Origin of the sequence: Pseudomonas aegrilactucae (assembly GCF_019168305.1) — a bacterium.
GTDB lineage: Bacteria > Pseudomonadota > Gammaproteobacteria > Pseudomonadales > Pseudomonadaceae > Aquipseudomonas > Aquipseudomonas aegrilactucae.
The window spans coordinates 14601-32387 of sequence record NZ_JAHTBI010000084.1; the positions used below are offsets into that span (position 1 = coordinate 14601).

19 protein-coding genes are annotated in these 17787 nt (G+C 64.7%); 14 read left to right on the forward strand and 5 right to left on the reverse strand.

Annotated features, from left to right (window positions below):
- Positions 1-45 precede the first annotated feature (45 nt).
- The gene (locus tag KUO17_RS21275) at positions 46-735 is read left to right on the forward strand and encodes a M949_RS01915 family surface polysaccharide biosynthesis protein (RefSeq protein ID WP_217977473.1); all 690 of its coding nucleotides are present in this window, start codon (positions 46-48) and stop codon (positions 733-735) included.
- Here KUO17_RS21275 and KUO17_RS21280 read toward each other — a convergent pair.
- Complete coding sequence (locus tag KUO17_RS21280; protein WP_217977474.1) at positions 729-1340, reverse strand: hypothetical protein; 612 nt, start codon at positions 1338-1340, stop codon at positions 729-731. The two genes, KUO17_RS21275 and KUO17_RS21280, sit on opposite strands and share 7 nt — an antisense overlap.
- A 151-nt stretch (positions 1341-1491) precedes the next feature.
- Between KUO17_RS21280 and KUO17_RS21285 the strand changes: the two genes are divergently transcribed.
- From KUO17_RS21285 to KUO17_RS21310, 7 genes are all read left to right on the forward strand, one after another.
- A complete protein-coding gene (locus tag KUO17_RS21285; RefSeq protein WP_163942458.1) occupies positions 1492-1821 on the forward strand; it encodes an aspartate-semialdehyde dehydrogenase in 330 nt (109 codons plus the stop codon).
- A gap of 69 nt (positions 1822-1890) precedes the next feature.
- Positions 1891-2052 carry a hypothetical protein gene (locus KUO17_RS21290; protein WP_178116334.1) on the forward strand — a complete coding sequence of 54 codons (162 nt, stop codon included), beginning with the start codon at positions 1891-1893 and terminating at the stop codon, positions 2050-2052.
- A gap of 133 nt (positions 2053-2185) precedes the next feature.
- A complete protein-coding gene (ccoM, locus tag KUO17_RS26795) occupies positions 2186-2302 on the forward strand; it encodes a cytochrome c oxidase subunit CcoM (protein WP_279538565.1) in 117 nt (38 codons plus the stop codon).
- 201 nt (positions 2303-2503) lie between these two features.
- The gene (locus KUO17_RS21295; protein ID WP_217977475.1) at positions 2504-4492 is read left to right on the forward strand and encodes an FUSC family protein; all 1989 of its coding nucleotides are present in this window, start codon (positions 2504-2506) and stop codon (positions 4490-4492) included.
- Complete coding sequence (locus tag KUO17_RS21300; RefSeq protein WP_163942464.1) at positions 4479-4685, forward strand: DUF1656 domain-containing protein; 207 nt, start codon at positions 4479-4481, stop codon at positions 4683-4685. The genes KUO17_RS21295 and KUO17_RS21300 overlap by 14 nt, the downstream gene beginning before the upstream one ends.
- Positions 4686-4696: 11 nt before the next feature.
- Complete coding sequence (locus KUO17_RS21305) at positions 4697-5554, forward strand: efflux RND transporter periplasmic adaptor subunit (protein ID WP_217977476.1); 858 nt, start codon at positions 4697-4699, stop codon at positions 5552-5554.
- A gap of 52 nt (positions 5555-5606) precedes the next feature.
- The gene (locus tag KUO17_RS21310) at positions 5607-6026 is read left to right on the forward strand and encodes a DMP19 family protein (protein WP_217977477.1); all 420 of its coding nucleotides are present in this window, start codon (positions 5607-5609) and stop codon (positions 6024-6026) included.
- A gap of 3 nt (positions 6027-6029) precedes the next feature.
- On the opposite strand, the gene KUO17_RS21315 is transcribed toward KUO17_RS21310, so the two are convergent.
- Positions 6030-7265 (reverse strand): GAF domain-containing sensor histidine kinase, encoded by a 1236-nt coding sequence (locus tag KUO17_RS21315; RefSeq protein ID WP_217977478.1) that lies wholly within the window; start codon positions 7263-7265, stop codon positions 6030-6032.
- A 193-nt stretch (positions 7266-7458) separates the two neighbouring features.
- Between KUO17_RS21315 and KUO17_RS21320 the strand changes: the two genes are divergently transcribed.
- On the forward strand, positions 7459-7782 hold the full coding sequence (locus KUO17_RS21320) for a DUF2025 family protein (RefSeq protein ID WP_217977479.1): 324 nt from the start codon (positions 7459-7461) through the stop codon (positions 7780-7782).
- Positions 7783-7905: 123 nt separating this feature from the next.
- Here KUO17_RS21320 and KUO17_RS21325 read toward each other — a convergent pair whose 3' ends face one another.
- A complete protein-coding gene (locus KUO17_RS21325; protein ID WP_217977480.1) occupies positions 7906-9345 on the reverse strand; it encodes an amidase in 1440 nt (479 codons plus the stop codon).
- A gap of 97 nt (positions 9346-9442) precedes the next feature.
- Here KUO17_RS21325 and KUO17_RS21330 point away from each other — a divergent pair, with 97 nt between their 5' ends.
- Positions 9443-10018 (forward strand): TetR/AcrR family transcriptional regulator, encoded by a 576-nt coding sequence (locus tag KUO17_RS21330; protein ID WP_217977481.1) that lies wholly within the window; start codon positions 9443-9445, stop codon positions 10016-10018.
- A 10-nt stretch (positions 10019-10028) separates the two neighbouring features.
- On the opposite strand, the gene KUO17_RS21335 is transcribed toward KUO17_RS21330, so the two are convergent.
- Both KUO17_RS21335 and KUO17_RS21340 read right to left on the reverse strand, forming a co-directional pair.
- Complete coding sequence (locus KUO17_RS21335; RefSeq protein WP_217977482.1) at positions 10029-11105, reverse strand: diguanylate cyclase; 1077 nt, start codon at positions 11103-11105, stop codon at positions 10029-10031.
- A gap of 137 nt (positions 11106-11242) precedes the next feature.
- Positions 11243-12145 (reverse strand): formate/nitrite transporter family protein, encoded by a 903-nt coding sequence (locus KUO17_RS21340; RefSeq protein WP_217977483.1) that lies wholly within the window; start codon positions 12143-12145, stop codon positions 11243-11245.
- Positions 12146-12341: 196 nt separating this feature from the next.
- On the opposite strand from KUO17_RS21340, the gene KUO17_RS21345 reads away from it, so the two are divergent.
- From KUO17_RS21345 to KUO17_RS21360, 4 genes are all read left to right on the forward strand, one after another.
- Positions 12342-13535, forward strand: coding sequence for a hypothetical protein (locus tag KUO17_RS21345; protein ID WP_217977484.1), 1194 nt, complete (start codon positions 12342-12344; stop codon positions 13533-13535).
- An 81-nt stretch (positions 13536-13616) separates the two neighbouring features.
- A complete protein-coding gene (locus KUO17_RS21350) occupies positions 13617-15587 on the forward strand; it encodes a flavin monoamine oxidase family protein (RefSeq protein WP_217977485.1) in 1971 nt (656 codons plus the stop codon).
- Positions 15588-15699: 112 nt separating this feature from the next.
- Positions 15700-16596, forward strand: coding sequence for a nitrilase family protein (locus tag KUO17_RS21355; protein ID WP_217977486.1), 897 nt, complete (start codon positions 15700-15702; stop codon positions 16594-16596).
- 9 nt (positions 16597-16605) lie between these two features.
- Positions 16606-17787 (forward strand): hypothetical protein (locus KUO17_RS21360; protein ID WP_217977487.1); only part of this gene is annotated, 1182 nt, incomplete at its 3' end.

Here is a 17787-nt window from a genome sequence, read left to right on the forward strand (position 1 = left end):
GATTTCATCGACGAAAGCCGTCTTTGCCACCACAGGCCTCGACCCATGCCCCGATACCCCGTGTGGTTTTACCGTAGTTGCCTGCTGGGCGGCGTGCTGTTGCTCGGCGCCTGCAAACAGCAGGGTTTCGAACTGCTTGCGCCGCTGGAGCCACCCGCCTTGGCGGCTCTGGGCGTGCAGGCCCCGGTGCAGAATGTGCACTTTCGTGATCGCGACGGCGAGGCGGTGCTGGTGCTCAGCCGCCTGGACGATCAGGTCAGCGACGAGCAAACCCGGGAGGAGGTCGACCGCGTGGTGCTCACCGCCACCCTGTATGGCCGCGGCAGCGACGCCGAGCCTTTCAGGGCGCGCTGGAACATCGAGAACGAGACCACCTGCCCGGGGCTCGACCTGGACGTGGGTTTCTATACCGACGTGAGCGGCGCCAGCGACCTGGACAACGACGGCGTGGCCGAGCTGACCGTGGCCAGCCACGCGTTCTGCGGCGGCGGTGTCGACCCGCACGACCTGCAGGTGGACCTGCGCGAGGGCCAGGCCAGCTACGTGATCACCGGCCAGTCACTGATCGCGCCCGAGGGCGAGGACGCCTTTGGCGGCGAGCGCGAAGATGGCCCGACGCTTGCCAAAGCACCGGCGGTGCTGCGCGAGCATCTGGACAAGGTCTGGAACAGCGTGCTCAAGCGTCCCTGGAACGAGTCGGCGCCGGCGATCGAGGATGACGACCCCGATCAGTAAGTGGCGAACGGTACGTCCACGGTATAGGTGTGCTGCGGTGCCTGGGTGTCGGTCAGGGTGTAGCGGGTCAGCGAGCCGTTGTCGTTGGCCATGGCCTGTTCGTCGATGTGCAGCGTGAATTGCCGCTCGCCCAGCTGCAGTGTGCCCAGCGGGGTGACCTGTGCCTGGGCAGGCACCAGCAAGCCGCCCAGGTGGTCGTAGCCGTGCTCGGCAAAGCGGTAGTCGAGCAGTGCATCGCGCCGTTGCAGGGCAAACACCAGTGGCGCATACGGGCGACCCTCCAGGTCCCAGCCATTGCGCAGGTCGGTGATCCATACCTCGGGCAGGTCGAAGCGATGCCTGAGGGTAGGGTCTTCCAGTGGCACGCTGACCACTTCAAGGCAGCACACGGTGCGCTTGCGCTGCGCGTCCAGCAGCGCCAGGCGAGTGCCGCGGGCCACGTCGACGGGCAGCAGGGCGAAGGGCATGTTTTCTTCGCGCACCGGGGCTTCGGTTGCGCTGGCGAGGTTGCGCCAGCCGCCGAACAGCGGCGGCGGCGCGGCCATCGCGCCGATGCAGCTCGCCGCCAGGCAGGCGCCGGCCAGCAGGGTGAGGGGGCGAGGCATCCAAAACGCTCCTGTCCATGGGCTTAGGTTTGAAGGCGCAGCGTACTATACTTGGGCCTACCCTTGGGTGTGACCGGTGCCACACTTTTGCCATCGCCGCTCAAGGCCGCCCGCTGGCCGCCGACACAGTGGTGACAGGAGAACAACAACCATGCTGCCGCCCATCATTCCACTCAGTGCCGCCCCGGTCACCACGCAACACGACCCGGTTCGCCAGCCACCGACCATTGCCCCGGTGGTACCGGCTCAGCCCAGCGCCACCGACAGCAACATCGACTTCAAGAAGCGCGACCCGCAGGAGTCGGGCGTATTGCTGCGCGATGAACAGCGTCGCCGCCAGGGCAAGCGGCGCCAGACCTCGGACGAGGAGCTGTACCAGGCCTTGCCGGGCGACGAGGTGAATGCCGACAACACCGTGCCGGTGGCCCCGCTGATGGGTGAGCAACCGCGCCAGGGCCTGCTGGTCGACATCGAAGTCTGAACGGGACTGTTCAGCGCGCGCCACAGCCTTCATCATTGAGGCTGCGCTGTCCCTACCAAGAGCCTGAGCATGAGCCAAGACGACAACCTGATCGACTTCGGTGCCGAACGCGCCCGTCGTGTCCACGACCTCAATGAGAAGCGCCTGAACGAAGTACGCCAGGCGTTCGAGCAGGCCATGCCCCTGGGCAAAGGCAAGAAGAAGCCCAAGGGCAAGCCGAAGAAGCGCTGAAGCTTGATGCAGGTCAACCCTGCACCCGCCTCCCGCGCCCGTTGATGGGCGCCATTGACCTCGATCAATTTCTTCTCCCGCCACATTCGCTACTGTTACCCCATCAGACAGGTGCAGGCGAATGGAGGCCGATATGTTCTTCGATAATGTGGTTATCGCTGGCGTTGTGACGGTCGGCCTGATGCTGCTGTTCTTCGCAGGCCTGGGACTTTTCATCTGGAAGGATTCGAACAAGCGCAAGCAAGGCTGATCCTTTCCGATTACACGAGCACGCAAGGCATTTTGGGCAACTTCGGTTGCCCATTTTTTTTGCCTGGAATTTGCCGGGGGCCGGCGCACCACAGGGAAAAATCTTCTGGACTATAAGTAGTTAGCTAGCTAATAATTTGCGCCTGACCTTTCCTGCCTTTCTGTGTCTATCTTTACTCCATCGCTTCCCAAGGTTCGATCCGTGCCCATCACTTTGCAGGCCCTGCTGGCGCCCAACCGACTCGCGGTGCAATTTGCCCTCAAGACCCTGCTCGGCGGTGGCCTGGCGCTGTGGCTGGCGTTGCGCTGGGGCCTGGAACAGCCGGCCTGGGCGCTGATGACCGCATTCATCGTGGCCCAGCCGCTGTCGGGCATGGTGCTGCAAAAAGGCCTGGCGCGGCTGCTCGGTACCTTGGTCGGGACGATCATGTCGGTGGTGTTCATGGGCCTGTTTGCCCAGACCCCCTGGCTGTTCCTGCTCGCACTGGCGTTGTGGCTGGCCTTGTGCACGGCCTGTTCGACCCTGCTGCGCAGCGCCTGGGCCTACGCCTTCGTACTGGCCGGCTATACCGTGGCGATCATTGCCTTGCCCGCCATCAACCACCCGCTGCTGGTGTTCGACCAGGCAGTGGCGCGGTGCACCGAAATCAGCCTCGGCATCATCTGCGCCACCGTGGTCAGCGCCTTGCTCTGGCCGCTGCGGGTCGAGCAGCAGTTGGCCGGCCAGGCGCGCCAGGCCTGGCAAAGCGGCTTGCAGGCAGCCAGCGCCACCTTGACCGGCGAAGAGCAGGGGCGCAAAGGCCTGCTGGAGATTCTGGGGCGTATCGTGGCCGTCGACGCCCAGCGCGAGCATGCCTGGTTCGAAGGCAGCCTGGGTCGCGAGCGCGCTCGTGCGGTTCGCGCGTTGAGCCAGAAGTTGCTGATCCTGTTGCGCATCGCCCGCTCTGTACGCCGGCAGTGGCGCCAGCTGGACGAGTGCGAAGCGCAGGTGCTGGCGCCCTGGCTGGCCGAGGTGCAGGCCGCGCTGGCCGAGCCCGATCAGGCGGCGCTGCTGGTACTGCGCCAGCGTGTGTGGGACGCCGCTCATGAAGAGCACAACAGTGCGTCACAGCATTACTGCCTGGCGCGCCTGACCCTGCTGCTGGACAACGCCATGGCCGCTACCCTGGCCCTGCGTGCGGTAGAGCAGGGCAAGGCGCCGCCTGACCTGCCCGACAGCCTGGCGGTGCACCGCGATGTGCCGCTGGCGTTGCTGTTCGGTTCGCGCAGCGCGCTGGCGTTCCTGGCCATGGCCAGCTTCTGGCTGGCCACCGCGTGGTCGGCGGCGCCGGGCGGGTTGGTGTTGACCTGCGTGGTCTGCAGCCTGTTCGCCAGCCGTGAAAACGGTGCGCAGATCGGCATGAGCTTTTTGCGCGGCATCCTGCTGGCGGTGCCGGTGGCCTTCTTCGTGGGCCAGATCCTGTTGCCGCAATGGAGCGGCTTCGCGCTGTTGTGCCTGGGCATGGGCGTACCGTTGTTCTTCGGTGCACTGGGCATGGCCAACCCGAAAATCGGTGCCACCGCCACCTCCTATTGCCTGCACTTCATCGTGCTGGTGGCGCCGCTCAATACCATGAGCTTCGATGTGGCCACCTTTCTCAACAGTGCCCAGGCCATGTTGCTGGGTGTGGGCGCGGCGGTGCTGGCCTTCAAGCTGCTGGTGCTGCGCAACCCGGCGTGGCACGGGCGTCGCCTGCGCGCCGCGACCCAGAGCGACCTGGTGCGCCTGACCCGGCGCGAGCTGCGCGGTGCCGAGACCTGGTTTGGCGGGCGCATGGCCGACCGCCTGCTGCAACTGGCGCGGCATTACACGGCGTTGCCTGAGGCGCAGCGCGGGCGCTGGGACGACGGCCTGCATGGGCTGGATATCGGCGACGAACTGCTGCACTTGCGCATGTGCCTGCAAGTGGCGCAGGTGCCCGTCGACCGTGCCCAGCGCGAGTACCTGCAACAGCTGGAAAGCGTGCTGGCGCAGGGGCCGGGGCCTGGCCGTGGGCAGCGCCTCGATGCCGCCAGCCACACCTTTATCCAGGCACTGCAACAACTGCCGTCCAGCGACCCGCTGCGCCTGGCGGTGGGCGCGGTGCTGCAACTGCAGCGCAGCTGGGCCCAATGGTGCCAACGGCAGGAGGAAATTCATGGGTTTGCGTGAATGGGCGCTGGGCGGGGTACTGCTCAGCCCGTTTCTGATCTACGCGCTGCTGGCGCTGGCCGTCACCGGTGTGGTGCGCCTGCTGCTGCGCTTCACACCACTGGGGCGGTGGGTCTGGCATGAAGCGCTGTTCGACACGGCCCTGTTCGTTTGTATTCTGAGCCTGATCACCCGCGTGCTGGGGCCTTTGTAAGGAGTTTGACCATGCGTGCCTACGTACGTGTTGCAGTAACCCTGTGCCTGGTGGCGGTGGCGGTATTCGCCGGCCTGGAGCTGTGGCGCTATTACATGCTGACGCCCTGGACCCGTGACGCGAAGATCCGCGCCGATGTGGTGATCGTCGCGCCCGATGTGTCGGGGTGGGTGCGCGAACTCAAGGTGCATGACAACCAGCAGGTCAAGGCCGGCGAGTTGTTGATGTCGATCGACAAGGACCGCTTCGAGGCGGCACTGGACAAGGCCAATGCGGTCGCCGAAACCCGTCAGCAGCAACTGCGTCTGCGCGAACATGAAGCTTCGCGGCGTGCCGCGCTGGGCCCGCAGGCGATCAGTGCCGAGCTGCGCGAAAACGCCCAGATCAATGCGGCGGTGGCCCGTGGCGAACTGCGCCAGGCGCAGGCCGAGGTCAAGGTGGCGGCGCTCAACCTGGCGCGCAGCCAGGTCAAGGCGCCGCGCAGTGGGCATATCACCAACCTGCGCCTGGCCGAAGGCAACTACGTCAACGCCGGGCAGGCGGTGATGGCGCTGGTGGACGACTCGACCTTCTACGTGCAGGCGTATTTCGAGGAAACCAAGCTGCCGCGGATCAAGGTCGGCGCACCGGTGAAGGTCTGGCTGATGAGTGCCGGCGAGCCGATGCAAGGCCATGTGCAGAGCATCAGCCGCGGCATTACCGACCGCAACGCCACCCCCGACAGCCAGTTGCTGGCCGAAGTCGAGCCGACCTTCAACTGGGTGCGCCTGGCGCAGCGTATCCCGGTGCGCATCCAGCTCGACGAGGTACCGGCGGGGGTCAACCTCAGTGCCGGCATGACCGCCAGCGTGCACGTGCAGGAAGAGTAGGCCGCAACCTATACTGCGGCCCCTGGTTCAACCGGCATCAAAGGACACGTGCATGAGCATTACCGACAGCCCCACCTGGCAACGTCTTGAAGCACGCTGGGCAGAGGGCTTCGAGCAGTTGCACGCCGAGGAGCAGGAGGCCATCGCGCTGTGGTGGCTCGAGGCCGAAACCATGAACGGCACGCTGGACCAGTATTTCTGGAACAGCGCCGGCGACCAGGCCCTGATCGCCCTGCGCGGGCTGCACAGCCTGGGCATGCCGGTCACCCTGCTGGCCTTCAGCGCCGCACTGGCGCTGTTCGGCGAGCACTACCCCTGCGAGCGCGAGGCGCGCATGCAGGTGCTTGAAACGCTGGAGGCACAGCACGGCGATACCCTGTTCCTGGCACCGAGCCGCGTGATCCAGGACCTGCCCGAAGACTTCGTGCAGGCAGCGCTGGACCGCCTGCAGGTGCTGTACGCCACCCTGTGAGGGTTACCGGCGCGGGGTAGGGGCTGAAGGCGTGGCTGGCGCAGGTGCTGGCGGCAGAGCTTGATCCAGGGGCAGGCGAAAGCTGAACAGCGTCCCCGCTTCCAGGCTGGACACCACCTCCATGCGCCCGCCGTGCGCCAGCGCGATCTGGTTGGCGATGTACAGGCCCAGGCCCAGGCCACTTTGCGGGGTGTCCTGAAGGGGGCGCGAGAAGGGCTGGAACAGCTGCGCCATGACCGGCGCCGCGATCGGCGGCCCTTGATTGTGCACCCCGAGCACGAATACCTGTCCATTGATGCGCGCCGAGACATCGACCGGGCTCTGCGCATCGCCATGGTGCAGGGCGTTGGCCAGCAGATTGGAGAGCAACTGGGTCACCCGCTCACGGTCGCAGTGAACGCCTTGCAGGTCATCGATGTGCAGGCGTACGTCGCGCTGCGGGTAGACCCGTTGCAACTCCGCGACGACATGGCGCAGTGCCGCGTCCAGGTCGGGGCAGGGCTGGATCGTGACCACGATACCGTTGCCCATTCGGCCGCGGGCAAAATCCAGCACATCGCGCACCAGTTGGGTGGCGCGCTGGCCGGAGGTAAGGATGTGCTGTGCGATGGTCAGCGAGCGTTCGTCCTGCAGCCGCTTGACCAGCAGTTCAGCGCCGGCGGTAATGGCGAACAGCGGGTTGCGCAGGTCGTGGCCGAGCACGGCGATGAACTGCTCGCGCAACTCGGCGTTGGCCCGCTCCTTGTGCAGGGCGGCCTCGGTGCGCTGCGCCGATTCCTCGCTTTCGATCTGGATGGTCAATAGCCGCGCGAAGGACTCCATCATGGGCTGGATGGCGCTGCCGGTGAGGTTGGCGGGCGCAGGGTCAAGGGCGCAGATGGTGCCGAAGAAACTGCCGTCGGTGCGGAACACCGGTACCGAGATGTAGCTTTCGAACTTGTAGATACGCGGCGTGTGGTGCTGGCAGTAGCGGTGATCTTCGCTGGCCTTGTCGATCACGATGGTCTGGTGGGTGCCGCGGATTTCATGGCACAGGGTGGTGGTCAGGTCCAGTTCACCGCCCACGCCAAGGCCGAAGCCGAGGCTGTCGAGCACGGCACAGGCGGTCCAGTTGCTGTCGGTGACGCGGGCCACGGCGGCAAAGCGCATGCCGGTGGTTTCGCAGATCACCTGCAGGATCGCCGGCACGGCGTTGATCCGCGCAATCGTGGCGAGGTCGGCGGTAATGGCAGTACTCATGGAGCGTCCACGTGGTTGGCGGCAAGGCGTTGATGGTTGGCAGTCTAGCGAAAAAATCCTTGTCAGGCGGGGGTGTATTTCCAGTAATCTCTGTGTGCCGAGCTTCTCCGACAGAGGGGAGCCTGAGGCCTCCCGCCCCGCGTGCCAATTCCGTTCACCCCGCATCCACAGGGATGCCTCAGTGAGGTTTGACATGCACATCACTTCCCAGGACATCTGCGCCGCGGCTGACCAGCTCAAGGGTTTCGTCGGCTTCAACCACAAGCTTGGCCGGCATATCGTGCGCTTCAGCGAAGACTCGTTCGGCATGGACGTGGCCGATGACAGCATCATCCCCAGCAATGAATTCGTGTGGCAGTCGGGCAATGGCGAGGTGATGAGCTTGCGCCGCGAGCTGATCGAAGTGCTGCTGGCGCAGAACGTGGACGAGCGGCTGAACATCAGCGAGCCGCTGCGGGTGTACCTGCGCCGCAGCGACTTGCCGGAGATTGCCGCGCAGCGTCGGCTGCGCGCCTGAGTAAGGCATGCCGGCCCTTTCGCTGGCAAGCCAGCTCCCACAGAGTAGGCATGCGCTGCATTACCCTGTAGGAGCTGGACCCTGTGGGAGCTGGCTTGCCAGCGAAGAGGCGCTCAAGCCCCGTTAATTGCCCGCCCACACCGCAGGCTGGCGCCCGACCCACGGCATGGCCTGCTCCAACTGCCCGGCCAGGCTCAGCAACAACGACTCCCCTCCCGCCCCGGCACTGAACTGCAGCCCCACCGGCAGCCCGCTGTGCGCATCCTGCACCAGCGGCATCGACATCGAAGGCGTGCCGCACACATTGGCCAGTGCAGTGAACGGCGAGTGGTCGAACACCCGGTGCATCCAGCCCAGCCCGTCCAACTGCTCCTGCCCGGCGTTGTACGCGCCGATCGTCGGCACCGGCGCGGCCAGGGTCGGGCTGAGCAAGACGTCATGTTCCAAGAAGAACCTGCCCATCTGACGGCTCACGGTGTTGCGCTGGTCCATGGCTGTCAGCAGGTCGCAGGCACTCATCTGGCGGCCGTGGGCATGCAGGGCCAGGGTGGCCGGCTCCAGGTGATCGGCATTCAGCGCCCGCCCGGTGTCCGCGCTCAGCGCCTCCAGCCAGGCGGCCGTATTGCTGGCCCAGAACGCTGCATTGAGTTCGACGAACGCCTCCCACGGCAGGCCAATGTCCAGCGTCACCACTTCGCAGCGATGGCCCAGCTGTTCGAGCATCTGCGCAACGGCCTCCAGGGCCGCGACCATCATCGGCGCGCTGCGCTGACCATTGAGCGGGTGCATCAGAAGCGCGACCTTCAGCGGGCGGGGCGGTTTTTGCAGTGCCGACAGGTAACCCTCGACGGGCGCCGAGAGGCTGAACGGGTCACCGGCCTCCGCACCTGCCATGCGCTCCAGCAGCAGCGCACTGTCACGTACGGTACGACTCAGCACACCCTGCACGGCCAGACCATTCCACGCTTCATCCAGATACGGCCCCATGGAGATCAACCCACGGCCCGGCTTGAGGCCGAACAATCCGCACGCAGCGGCGGGTACCCGGATCGAGCCTCCACCATCGGTGGCATGCGCTGCCGGCACCATGCCGGCCGCCACTGCCGCGGCCGAACCGCCGCTGGAACCGCCCGCGCTGCGGCTGATATCCCACGGGTTGCGGGTAGGGCCGCTGAAGCGTGATTCGGTGGTGGTGCTGATGGCCAGTTCCGGCACCGTGGTGCGGCCCAGGGTTACCAGCCCAGCCTCGCGAAAACGCCGCATCAGGAACGAATCGGCCTCGCTGCGCAGCCCCACTGCCAGTTGGCTGCCGAACTCATGCGCGCGGCCCTGCATGCTGATCGCCAGGTCCTTGATCAGAAACGGCACGCCGTGCAACGGCCCTTCACCAGCGTCAGGTACGGGCTCGTCCTGCCAGTGTTCGGCGAGGGCGTTGAGCGCCGGGTTCACCTGGGCAATGGCGCGCTGGGCCGCGTCGATCACCTCGGCAGCAGTGACCTCGCCCTGGCGGACCAGGCCGGCAAGGCCGATGGCGTCGTGTGCGGTGTAGTCGGAAAGTTTCATGAGGGCTCCAGTTGCGGATAGAATACTCAAGGGTATCGAGTGATACCGATTAGTATAGATTGATACCGATTGGTATCGTCGTCAACTGGAGTCGTGCATGCGTGAAAAACCAATCCCTCGGCTGGCCCCGCGCGACCGGGTGCTGGAGGCCGCCCAGGCGCTGTTTTTCAATGAGGGCATCAGCCGTGTGACGGTCGATGCGATTGCGGCAACGGCCCAAACCACCAAGATGACCCTGTACCGGCATTTCGAGTCCAAGGATGCGCTGGTGTTGGAGTGGGTGCAGCGCATGATCGAGGACTACGATGCGCTATGGGCGCAGTTGTCGGCCCAGCATGACGGGCAGCCGGCCCGGCAGATGCTTGGCTTTGCCGAGTTTCTGGTGCAGGAGCCGGTGCTGTCCTCGCACCGTGGTTGCGCCTTTACCAATGCCCTGGCCGAACTGCCGGTGTGCGACAGCCCGGCGCGGGCGCTGATCGAGGCGCACAAGCGGCGTCAGGCCGAGCGCTTGCAGCGCCTGTGTGCCGAGGCTGGGTTGGCCGCGCCGGAGCAGGCCGCGTTCGAATTGACGCTGCTGCTCGAAGGGGTGCAGATCGTGGCACAGAACAAGGGGTTCGATGACGTCGGACCACGCGTACTGGCGCTGGTGCGGGCCCGGTTGGCGCTGGCCTGAGGCTTCAGTTTCAGTCCGGGTAGGCCAGGCGCAACGGCGCCACATCGGCACGGGCGCTGCTGACGCGGTTGCGGCCCTCGCGCTTGGCGGCATACAGCGCCTGGTCCGCCGCATCGAGCCAGCTGATGGGGTCGCTGAAGTGCGGCTCGAAACTGGCCAGGCCGATGCTCAGGCTGATGCGTAGCTGCGGCAGTTGTTCGTTGCGGTAGTCGCTGACACGCTGGCGCAGGCGTTCCATGGCCTGGCTTGCCTGCTCCAGGGTGCTGCCCGGCAGGATCACGCCGAATTCGTCGCCGCCGTAACGCCCGGCCAGGTCATCGTCGCGCAGGTTGTGCTTGAGCTCCACGCTGAGCTGGCGCAGCACGCAGTCGCCCACCACGTGGCCGAAGGTGTCGTTGATGGCCTTGAAGTGATCGATGTCGATCACCGCGATCACCGCCTGGCCATGGTGTTGCTGGCACAGTTGGAAGCGCAGTTGCAGCAGGTCTTTCCAGGAACCGTGGTTGAGCAGGCCGGTGAGGCTGTCGGTGCGGCTCAGTGCGCTGAGGCTGAGCTTGTGCTCGGAGAGCTTGATCGCCAGGCGATAACACACCCAGCCCAGTGCCAGTGGGTACAGGGTGAGCATCGGCAGGCAGGCGTACACCTGCACCGCACTGGTGCTCAACTGCAGGCCTGGGCCCAGCAGCGCGATCGACACCAGCATGCCCGTGCCCTGGGCCAGCATGCCCTGGATGAACAGGCGCTGGCCCCCGGCGGCGACGTTGTTCATGCTCATCATGGCCAGAATGGTGACACTGATCAGCGGGTTGAACTGCACCGTGGCGGCCCAGAAACCGCCCATCAGCGAATCGATCAGCAAGTTGCGCCGCTCGGCCTGGTAGGGCGAGCGCGATCTGAGCCCCAATCGATAGGCCAGGTGCGGCCAGCCCAGCCCGTTGAACACCACCAGGGCCAGCACCCACGGCGCTACGCCCAGCGGCAGCAGGCCGCAGAGTACGCTGACCAGGCCCAGGCTCGAGCCGATGATACGCGGCAGGTAGATTCTCCTGACAAATGAAAGTCCTTTGCCGCTGGTAGTTTGAGTCATGATTTGCCGATCTGCCTGAAGCGCCGTTCATCGCATAATTTTGATCAATATTCTGAACAGTCCAGGCGGAATCAAAAATGGCCTTGCAGGCCATTTCAAGGTTGGTGCGGGCTATGTAGGTGGCGTGTGCGTGGCCCTCAGGGTGCATCCGTCGGGTCGCGTCGCCCTGGCAGCGGGCGTTCGCGGCCTTTGCTCAGGGTGCCATCGGGCAGGCCGGCGTCGCTGCGGATCTGGGCGTGGCTGATCAGGGCGAAGATGAAGCTGCCGCCGACGATGTTGCCGGCCAGGGTCGGCCCGGCGAAGTGCAGCCAGAACTGCTGCCAGCTCACTTCACCGGCCCATGCCAGGTACGACACCTCCACCGAACCCACCACGATGTGGGTGAAGTCGCCCAGCGCCATCAGGTAGGTGATCAGCAGGATGATCCAGATCCTGGCGTTCTCCATCGAGGGGATCATCCACACCATGGTGGCGATCATCCAGCCCGAGATGATGCCTTTGGCGAACATCTGCCCGATCTCGTTTTGCATCACCTTGCGCCCTACCTCGAGGAAGGCGAGGTCGGTCTTGCTGTCGAAAATCGGCAGGTGCAGCATCACGTAGGACACCAGCACCGTGCCCACCAGGTTACCGAACAGCACCACGCCCCACAGCCGCAGCAGGCGACCGGCGTTGTTCAGGGTGGGTTTGGTCATGACCGGCAGCACGGCGGTCAGGGTGTTTTCGGTGAACAGTTGCTGGCGTGCCAGGATCACTGCCAGAAAGCCTGCCGAATAGCCGAGGCTGGCGATGACCTGGCTGCTGTCGCCATCGGGCAGGCGGGCGTAGAACAATCCCATGGCCATCAGTGACAGGCCCATCGTGAGCCCGGCGGCCAGTGCCGACCACCACAGGGCGGCGATGGTGCGTTGCAGTTCCTTGTCGCCCTGGGCGCGGATGATCTCGTGCAGTACGGCTGCGCGGGGTGGCTGGTTGTGGCTGACTTCCTGCTCTTCGTCTGCAGACAGGCCCGGGGTCTTGCCGCTTTTGTGCTCGTTCATGGGGAGGCTTCTGTGGTGGGCTTTGAGTAAAGATCCGCGGCCACGCAATTAGTTGCCTGGCAGGGGTGTGCTGCGCCACACAGATCCAGCGCCTTGTTCGACGACAGACTGAGGCGCAACCACCCGCCTTCAGCCCTCACCGCTGTCCACAAAACCCGTCATAATCGCCGCCTTTCAAACAGCGGATTGTGCCCCCATGAAACAAGGATGTTGCGCTGCATTGCTGACGGCCGCGGCCCTGAGCGCGGCCTCGTCGGCCCAGGCGCGCCTGGACAGCGAAGTGTTCACCGGCACCCTCGGCACCCAGTCGATCGTGCTGGAACTCAACCGTGTCGTCCCCGAGGACGTCAGCGGCCGTTACTTCTATGCAAAGCACCATCACGACCTGCTGCTCACCGGCAACATTCAGGCATCGCAGATTCACCTGGTAGAGGGGCACGAACCAGCCCCGGATGCAGGCGTCGAGTCACTGCCGACGCTAGCGCTGTGGCCTGCGGCGCAAGGGGGCCTGCAAGGTGAATGGCAGAGCCCGCAGGGCAAGCGTCTGCCGATCACGCTGTTGCCTGCGCGCCTGCCGCAGCAGTGGGGGGATGCCGACCCTTTCCTGACCCGACAGTACACCGAGTCCCCGTATGAGTACCTGAGGCTGATGCAACTGCCGCTGATGCCCGGCGAACTTGAGAACTTTCGTGGCTACCCGCTACGCTGGCTGAATGAGCCGTCGTCCGGGCTGAGCACGTTCGTGGTCGAAGACGGCTACCCGCAGGATCAACTCAAGCGCGTCAACCAGCAACTGCGCGCACGCCTGTCGAGTGAGGTGGTGGCGTATCACCAGTGCATGTTGCTGGGGCGGCCGGGCGGCTACTACCGGCAGACGGTGACGCCACGCTACATGACCAACGCCCTGGTCAGCGTGAGCGTGGTCCAGGATTACAGCTGCGACGGTACACCGATGCTGCCAACCGATGTCCCGCTCAACCTGGCAGTGGAGTCGGGCACGCTGCTGACACTGGAGGATGTGCTGTGGGTGGGCGAGGGCAAGCCCTTCCACTACGAGTACCAGCCGGGACCGAACCCCGAGCAATTTGCCACGGTGAGCTTCGGCGCCTACATGGAGTACCGTTCACGTACCTTTGCACCCTGGTTGCTGGAACAGCTCAAGCAGTTGTACCCACAGCGCATGGCCGCCGAGGTGGGCGAGAACGGCTGTGACTATGCACAGCCACAGGTCTGGCAGACACCGACCTGGCGCTTCACGCCCGAGGGCATCCAGTTCGACCCGGTGTTCGACAGCGTGCAGCGTCACTGTCGCGGCGTGGACTGGGCGGTGCTGCCGTATCGGGTGCTCAGGCAGCATCCGGGCGGGGTTGCGCTGGAGCTGCCCGAGTAAGGCTTGCTCAACTATGTAGCACCTGCTTGGCCTACATCGTCTTCAGGCTGTGTACTCGCGCATTCAAGCAGAGCACAGCCCATGACCATCGGTTCCACCTACAACCACCCCGCCGACATCGCGGCCACGCTGGCAGACACCCCACCAGGCTGGTCGGCCCGTTTCCCCAACCCACCCGACCTGTGTTTCGACTACCGCAGGCTGCTGGAGCAGGTCGGTGGTATCGCCAGGGTCCAGCGTGCCGAACACCGTATCTGCATCGTGGGCGCAGGCGTCACCGGCCTGACTGCAGCCCGTGAACTGCTGCGTTGCGGCTTCACGCACATCACCCTCATCGAAAAATCGCACCGCATTGGCGGCCGGCACATGACGCTGGTCAACAATGCCCGGCCGAGCGCGGCCCCTTCGACGCCCTTCGAAATGGGCGCCATGCGCATGCCGTTGTTCAATCGCACCGGCGAAGCGCCGAAGGACGGGCGCTCGTTGATGGCCTACTACGCCAGCCAGTTCGATCTGCGCCTTTCTGACTTCCCCAACCCTGGCACGCCCGCGGTTCGATCAACGGGCATCTACCTTCGCGAAGGTCTATTGGACGGCGAGGGGGATCCGACCCTGCTGATCTGGACCAATACGGATGGCCAGACATCACCGCCCACGGCCACGCTGCAGCAGGTGCATGAAAAATGGCGTGTCTTTGCCCAGCGGATGACTGCGACGGTGGCACCGGTCTATGGCAGCGAGCAGTGGCAGGACCTGTGGGCAGCTATCGTCGAGCGCTACCAGGCGATGTCGTTCCGTGACCTGGTCAGGTTACCCGCCATCAAGGCGTGGAACCCGGAAACACCAGGAGATTTTGGCGGCCTGGGAATGAGCGCCGCAGAGTCCGCCATTTTCTACGCCATCGGTATCGGTGATGGCAGTTGGGGGGCGTTCTATGATGTCTGCAGCCTGTACCCGTTGCGAACCGCAATCTTCGGTTTCAGCAGCCATCTGCAGCTGGTGCATGGTCGGGTGGATGAGCAGGGAGCTCCTCTGGACGCGCCGGTCCCGCCCAATCATGGGGTACGTGACAGCAAGGGGCTGCGATTTGCCTCACCCACCTACCTGGGCTTGGCTGCACTGGACGAGTGCCTGTTGTTCATGCCCCTGGAGCACGGCGGCGTTTCGCCTTACGAACACCTGTGTACCCGATCCGATGGACTGCTCACCGACAGCTCGGTGAGCGGGTTGCGCAAGTTGCCGAATCAGCAGATTCGCGTGCAGTACCAGTGGCACGCCAGCAACCCGCAGGCAAGCACCGTGCTCGCAGAGGATTTCGACTCGGTGATTGTCACGCTACCCTCCTGGTTGATCGAAACATCGGTGCGGCTGGAGGGCTTCACACCGGCGATGCTGCCTCAACCCATCATCGATGCGTACAAGACGGCGCACTGGGAAACCAGCTGCAAAGTGTACGCGCCCTTGAAGAAAAGCTTTTTGCAACGCAATCGGCTCATCCCGCAAATTCTGGTCACCGATAGCTTTATTCACGATGTTTATGCCTACGGCTACAACGACCACTACGCCCAGGACTGCATCCTGCTCAGCTACACCTGGGAAGACGATGCGACGAAACTGGCGTCGTTCAGCGATGAGCAACTGGTGCACAAGTGCGTGCAGGAACTGGATCGGATCCTGTTGCGCTGCACCAACATCCAGGCTCCGATTTCGCCCTATGTCGATACGCGCAACGCCCGGGTGCAACGCTGGATGACTGACCGCAACGCCTTGGGTTGCGCCAAGCTCTACCGGGCAGGCACCTACTACGATGCCGTGAGCCTGATGCGCTACAGCCGCGAGCATGCGCAGCACAGCGGCCTGTACCTGGCAGGCGAGTCGTTCTCGGTGGATGCAGGCTGGACAGAGCCGTGCCTGCGCACGGCCATCGATGCGGTGATCAACCTGTGCAACAACACCCAGGCGCTGTTCAACGGCGGCTTCAGCATGGCGCTGTATCCGCACTATCGCGTGCAACCCCGGGCGTCCTGGCGGGGGCCTTTCCTACAGGCCTGAGCGCGGCCTTGCAGTAATGCCGGAAGGGTCTGACTTGTCCCTCGTGTTGATTGTTTTGTCCACTGGAAAGCCTCCCAACGACAACTCGAACAACAAGAAGGACACCCCCCCCATGCCTGCACCTACTGCCCCCGTCAGCCCGGTCCGTATCGCGGTCATCCAGTTCGATCCGCAGGTCGGGCTGGACGAGTGCGACAACAACCTGTGCAAAGGTCTGCAACTCGCCGAGGAGGCGGTGCATGACGGCGCCAATCTGATCGTGCTGCCGGAGCTTGCCAACACCGGCTACACCTTCGAAACCCGCGCAGAAGCCTATGCGCATGCCGAAACCCTGGACGATGGCCCCAGCATCAAGACCTGGCGCGCTTTTGCCCGTGAGCACCAGGTGTACCTGGTGGCGGGGTTTGCCGAGCGCGAAGGCCTCAAGCTGTATGACAGTGCCGTGCTGTTCGGGCCTGAGGGCCTGCTGGGGCATTACCGCAAGGCGCACCTGTGGAACCAGGAAAAGCTCTGGTTCACCCCGGGCGATCTGGGCTTCCCGGTCTTCGAAACCCCGATCGGTCGTATCGGGCTGATGATCTGCTGGGATGTATGGTTTCCTGAAGTGCCACGCCTGCTGGCGTTGCAGGGCGCCGACATCATCTGCAGCCTGAACAACTGGGTATGGACGCCGCCGCCGCTGTTCGATGCCAGCGGCAAGTGCATGGCGTCCTACCTCACCATCACCGCGGCCCACGTCAACAACGTCTACATCGCTGCCGCCAACCGCATCGGCAGCGAGCGCGGCGGGCGCTTCCTGGGCTGTTCGCTGATTGCCGGCACCAATGGCTGGCCGCTGGGCGAGGTGGCGGGCCCCGAGAACGAGTGCATTCTCTTCGCCGATGTCGACCTGAGTGCCGCCCGCAGCGCGCCGATCTGGAACAGCCTCAACGATTTGCCGCGTGACCGGCGTACCGATTGCTATGGCGCGATGCTTGGCTACGACCAGCATCCAGCGCTGCCGCGCTGAGGAGGGGGCATGGACAAGTCAATCGACAAGGCCCAAGCGAGCTTCGTGCCACTGCTGCTGATGTGCGTGTGCGTTTCCCTGTTCACCGGTGTGTTCATCGAAGTGGTCACCGGGCGGGCCGCGTCATGGGTCGGCGTATGGCCGGACTATGCCCACATGGTCGCCAACCTGCACGAGCCGCTGGCACGATTGCGCTGGATCGTCGGCGATATCAGTGAGGTGGCGTTCTACAAGCATGAACTGCCTGCGATCGGGCTGTTGCTGGGGGCTGCGCTGGCGCATTGGGCGCACCGTACAGGCAGGGCGTGGCAGGGTTTTGCGATCTGCTACGGCACAGGGCGGTGGCCGTGGCTGGTGACCAGTTCGCTGCTGGGGCTGGTGCTCAGCCATGCGTTGTGGGGCTGGACGTTGAACGCCAGCACCTGGCAGCCCACCTTCGTCGCGTTCGTCTCCTTGCCGGCGGCGATGGTGATGCTGTTCGGCGGCGGCTGGAAGGTCGCGATCAACGGTGCGCTGCTGGGCGCACTGCTGGTGACGCCGGCCAGCCTGCTGCTGGTCAACTACCTGTGCTATCCCTTGGACCTGCCGGTGGTGATCGGCAACGTCGGCGGCATGGCGGCGGCAAGTGTGCTGGCGTTCATGCTGTGCCGGCAGTTTCCGCAGCTGGTGCGCTCTACGCCTCCTGTCGAGGTGCCGGCAGCGGCCCCGGCTATCGATACGGCCACGCCGGACCATGGCGTCAGGTGGACACTGCGACGGGTGCTGGCCGATTTCAGCGAAGCGCCCTTCTTCGGCAACGAGTTGGCCAGCCTGGGCCTGTTGCTGGGCGTACTGGCGGCGTACCTGCTGTCACCGGCCGGGCCGGCCTACGGCTCGCAACTGGTGCTGGAGATGGTGGGTGGCCAGGTGCTGGCCTCGCTGATTGGTGTGCTGGTATGGCGCAGGCAGTGGATACAGCGCGGGTGGTACCCGACGTATATCCCGATCGTTTCGATTGTGCCGGCGGCGGTGCTGACGCTGGGCGGTGGTTGGGCGGTGGTGCTGCTCAGCGCAAGCCTGGGGGCGTTGATGGCGCCGCCGCTGGCCGCTGCCATCAGCCAGCGTTTACCCAGTCATATGCATGGGTACATCGGCAATGTGCTGTCGATGGCGGTGTGTACGTTGGTGATTGGAGTGCGATCCACGAACCCC

What these genes read in the sequence shown, in the direction of transcription:
- KUO17_RS21300 (WP_163942464.1), top strand. Translation starts at nt 4,479, where the DNA reads ATGGGTTTGCGTGAATGGGCGCTGGGCGGGGTACTGCTCAGCCCGTTT.
- KUO17_RS21290 (WP_178116334.1), top strand. Translation starts at nt 1,891, where the DNA reads ATGAGCCAAGACGACAACCTGATCGACTTCGGTGCCGAACGCGCCCGT.
- KUO17_RS21340 (WP_217977483.1), bottom strand. Translation starts at nt 12,145, where the DNA reads ATGAACGAGCACAAAAGCGGCAAGACCCCGGGCCTGTCTGCAGACGAA.
- KUO17_RS21275 (WP_217977473.1), top strand. Translation starts at nt 46, where the DNA reads ATGCCCCGATACCCCGTGTGGTTTTACCGTAGTTGCCTGCTGGGCGGC.
- KUO17_RS21345 (WP_217977484.1), top strand. Translation starts at nt 12,342, where the DNA reads ATGAAACAAGGATGTTGCGCTGCATTGCTGACGGCCGCGGCCCTGAGC.
- ccoM (WP_279538565.1), top strand. Translation starts at nt 2,186, where the DNA reads ATGTTCTTCGATAATGTGGTTATCGCTGGCGTTGTGACGGTCGGCCTG.
- KUO17_RS21280 (WP_217977474.1), bottom strand. Translation starts at nt 1,340, where the DNA reads ATGCCTCGCCCCCTCACCCTGCTGGCCGGCGCCTGCCTGGCGGCGAGC.
- KUO17_RS21325 (WP_217977480.1), bottom strand. Translation starts at nt 9,345, where the DNA reads ATGAAACTTTCCGACTACACCGCACACGACGCCATCGGCCTTGCCGGC.
- KUO17_RS21330 (WP_217977481.1), top strand. Translation starts at nt 9,443, where the DNA reads ATGCGTGAAAAACCAATCCCTCGGCTGGCCCCGCGCGACCGGGTGCTG.
- KUO17_RS21310 (WP_217977477.1), top strand. Translation starts at nt 5,607, where the DNA reads ATGAGCATTACCGACAGCCCCACCTGGCAACGTCTTGAAGCACGCTGG.
- KUO17_RS21315 (WP_217977478.1), bottom strand. Translation starts at nt 7,265, where the DNA reads ATGAGTACTGCCATTACCGCCGACCTCGCCACGATTGCGCGGATCAAC.
- KUO17_RS21285 (WP_163942458.1), top strand. Translation starts at nt 1,492, where the DNA reads ATGCTGCCGCCCATCATTCCACTCAGTGCCGCCCCGGTCACCACGCAA.
- KUO17_RS21320 (WP_217977479.1), top strand. Translation starts at nt 7,459, where the DNA reads ATGCACATCACTTCCCAGGACATCTGCGCCGCGGCTGACCAGCTCAAG.
- KUO17_RS21355 (WP_217977486.1), top strand. Translation starts at nt 15,700, where the DNA reads ATGCCTGCACCTACTGCCCCCGTCAGCCCGGTCCGTATCGCGGTCATC.
- KUO17_RS21305 (WP_217977476.1), top strand. Translation starts at nt 4,697, where the DNA reads ATGCGTGCCTACGTACGTGTTGCAGTAACCCTGTGCCTGGTGGCGGTG.
- KUO17_RS21350 (WP_217977485.1), top strand. Translation starts at nt 13,617, where the DNA reads ATGACCATCGGTTCCACCTACAACCACCCCGCCGACATCGCGGCCACG.
- KUO17_RS21335 (WP_217977482.1), bottom strand. Translation starts at nt 11,105, where the DNA reads ATGACTCAAACTACCAGCGGCAAAGGACTTTCATTTGTCAGGAGAATC.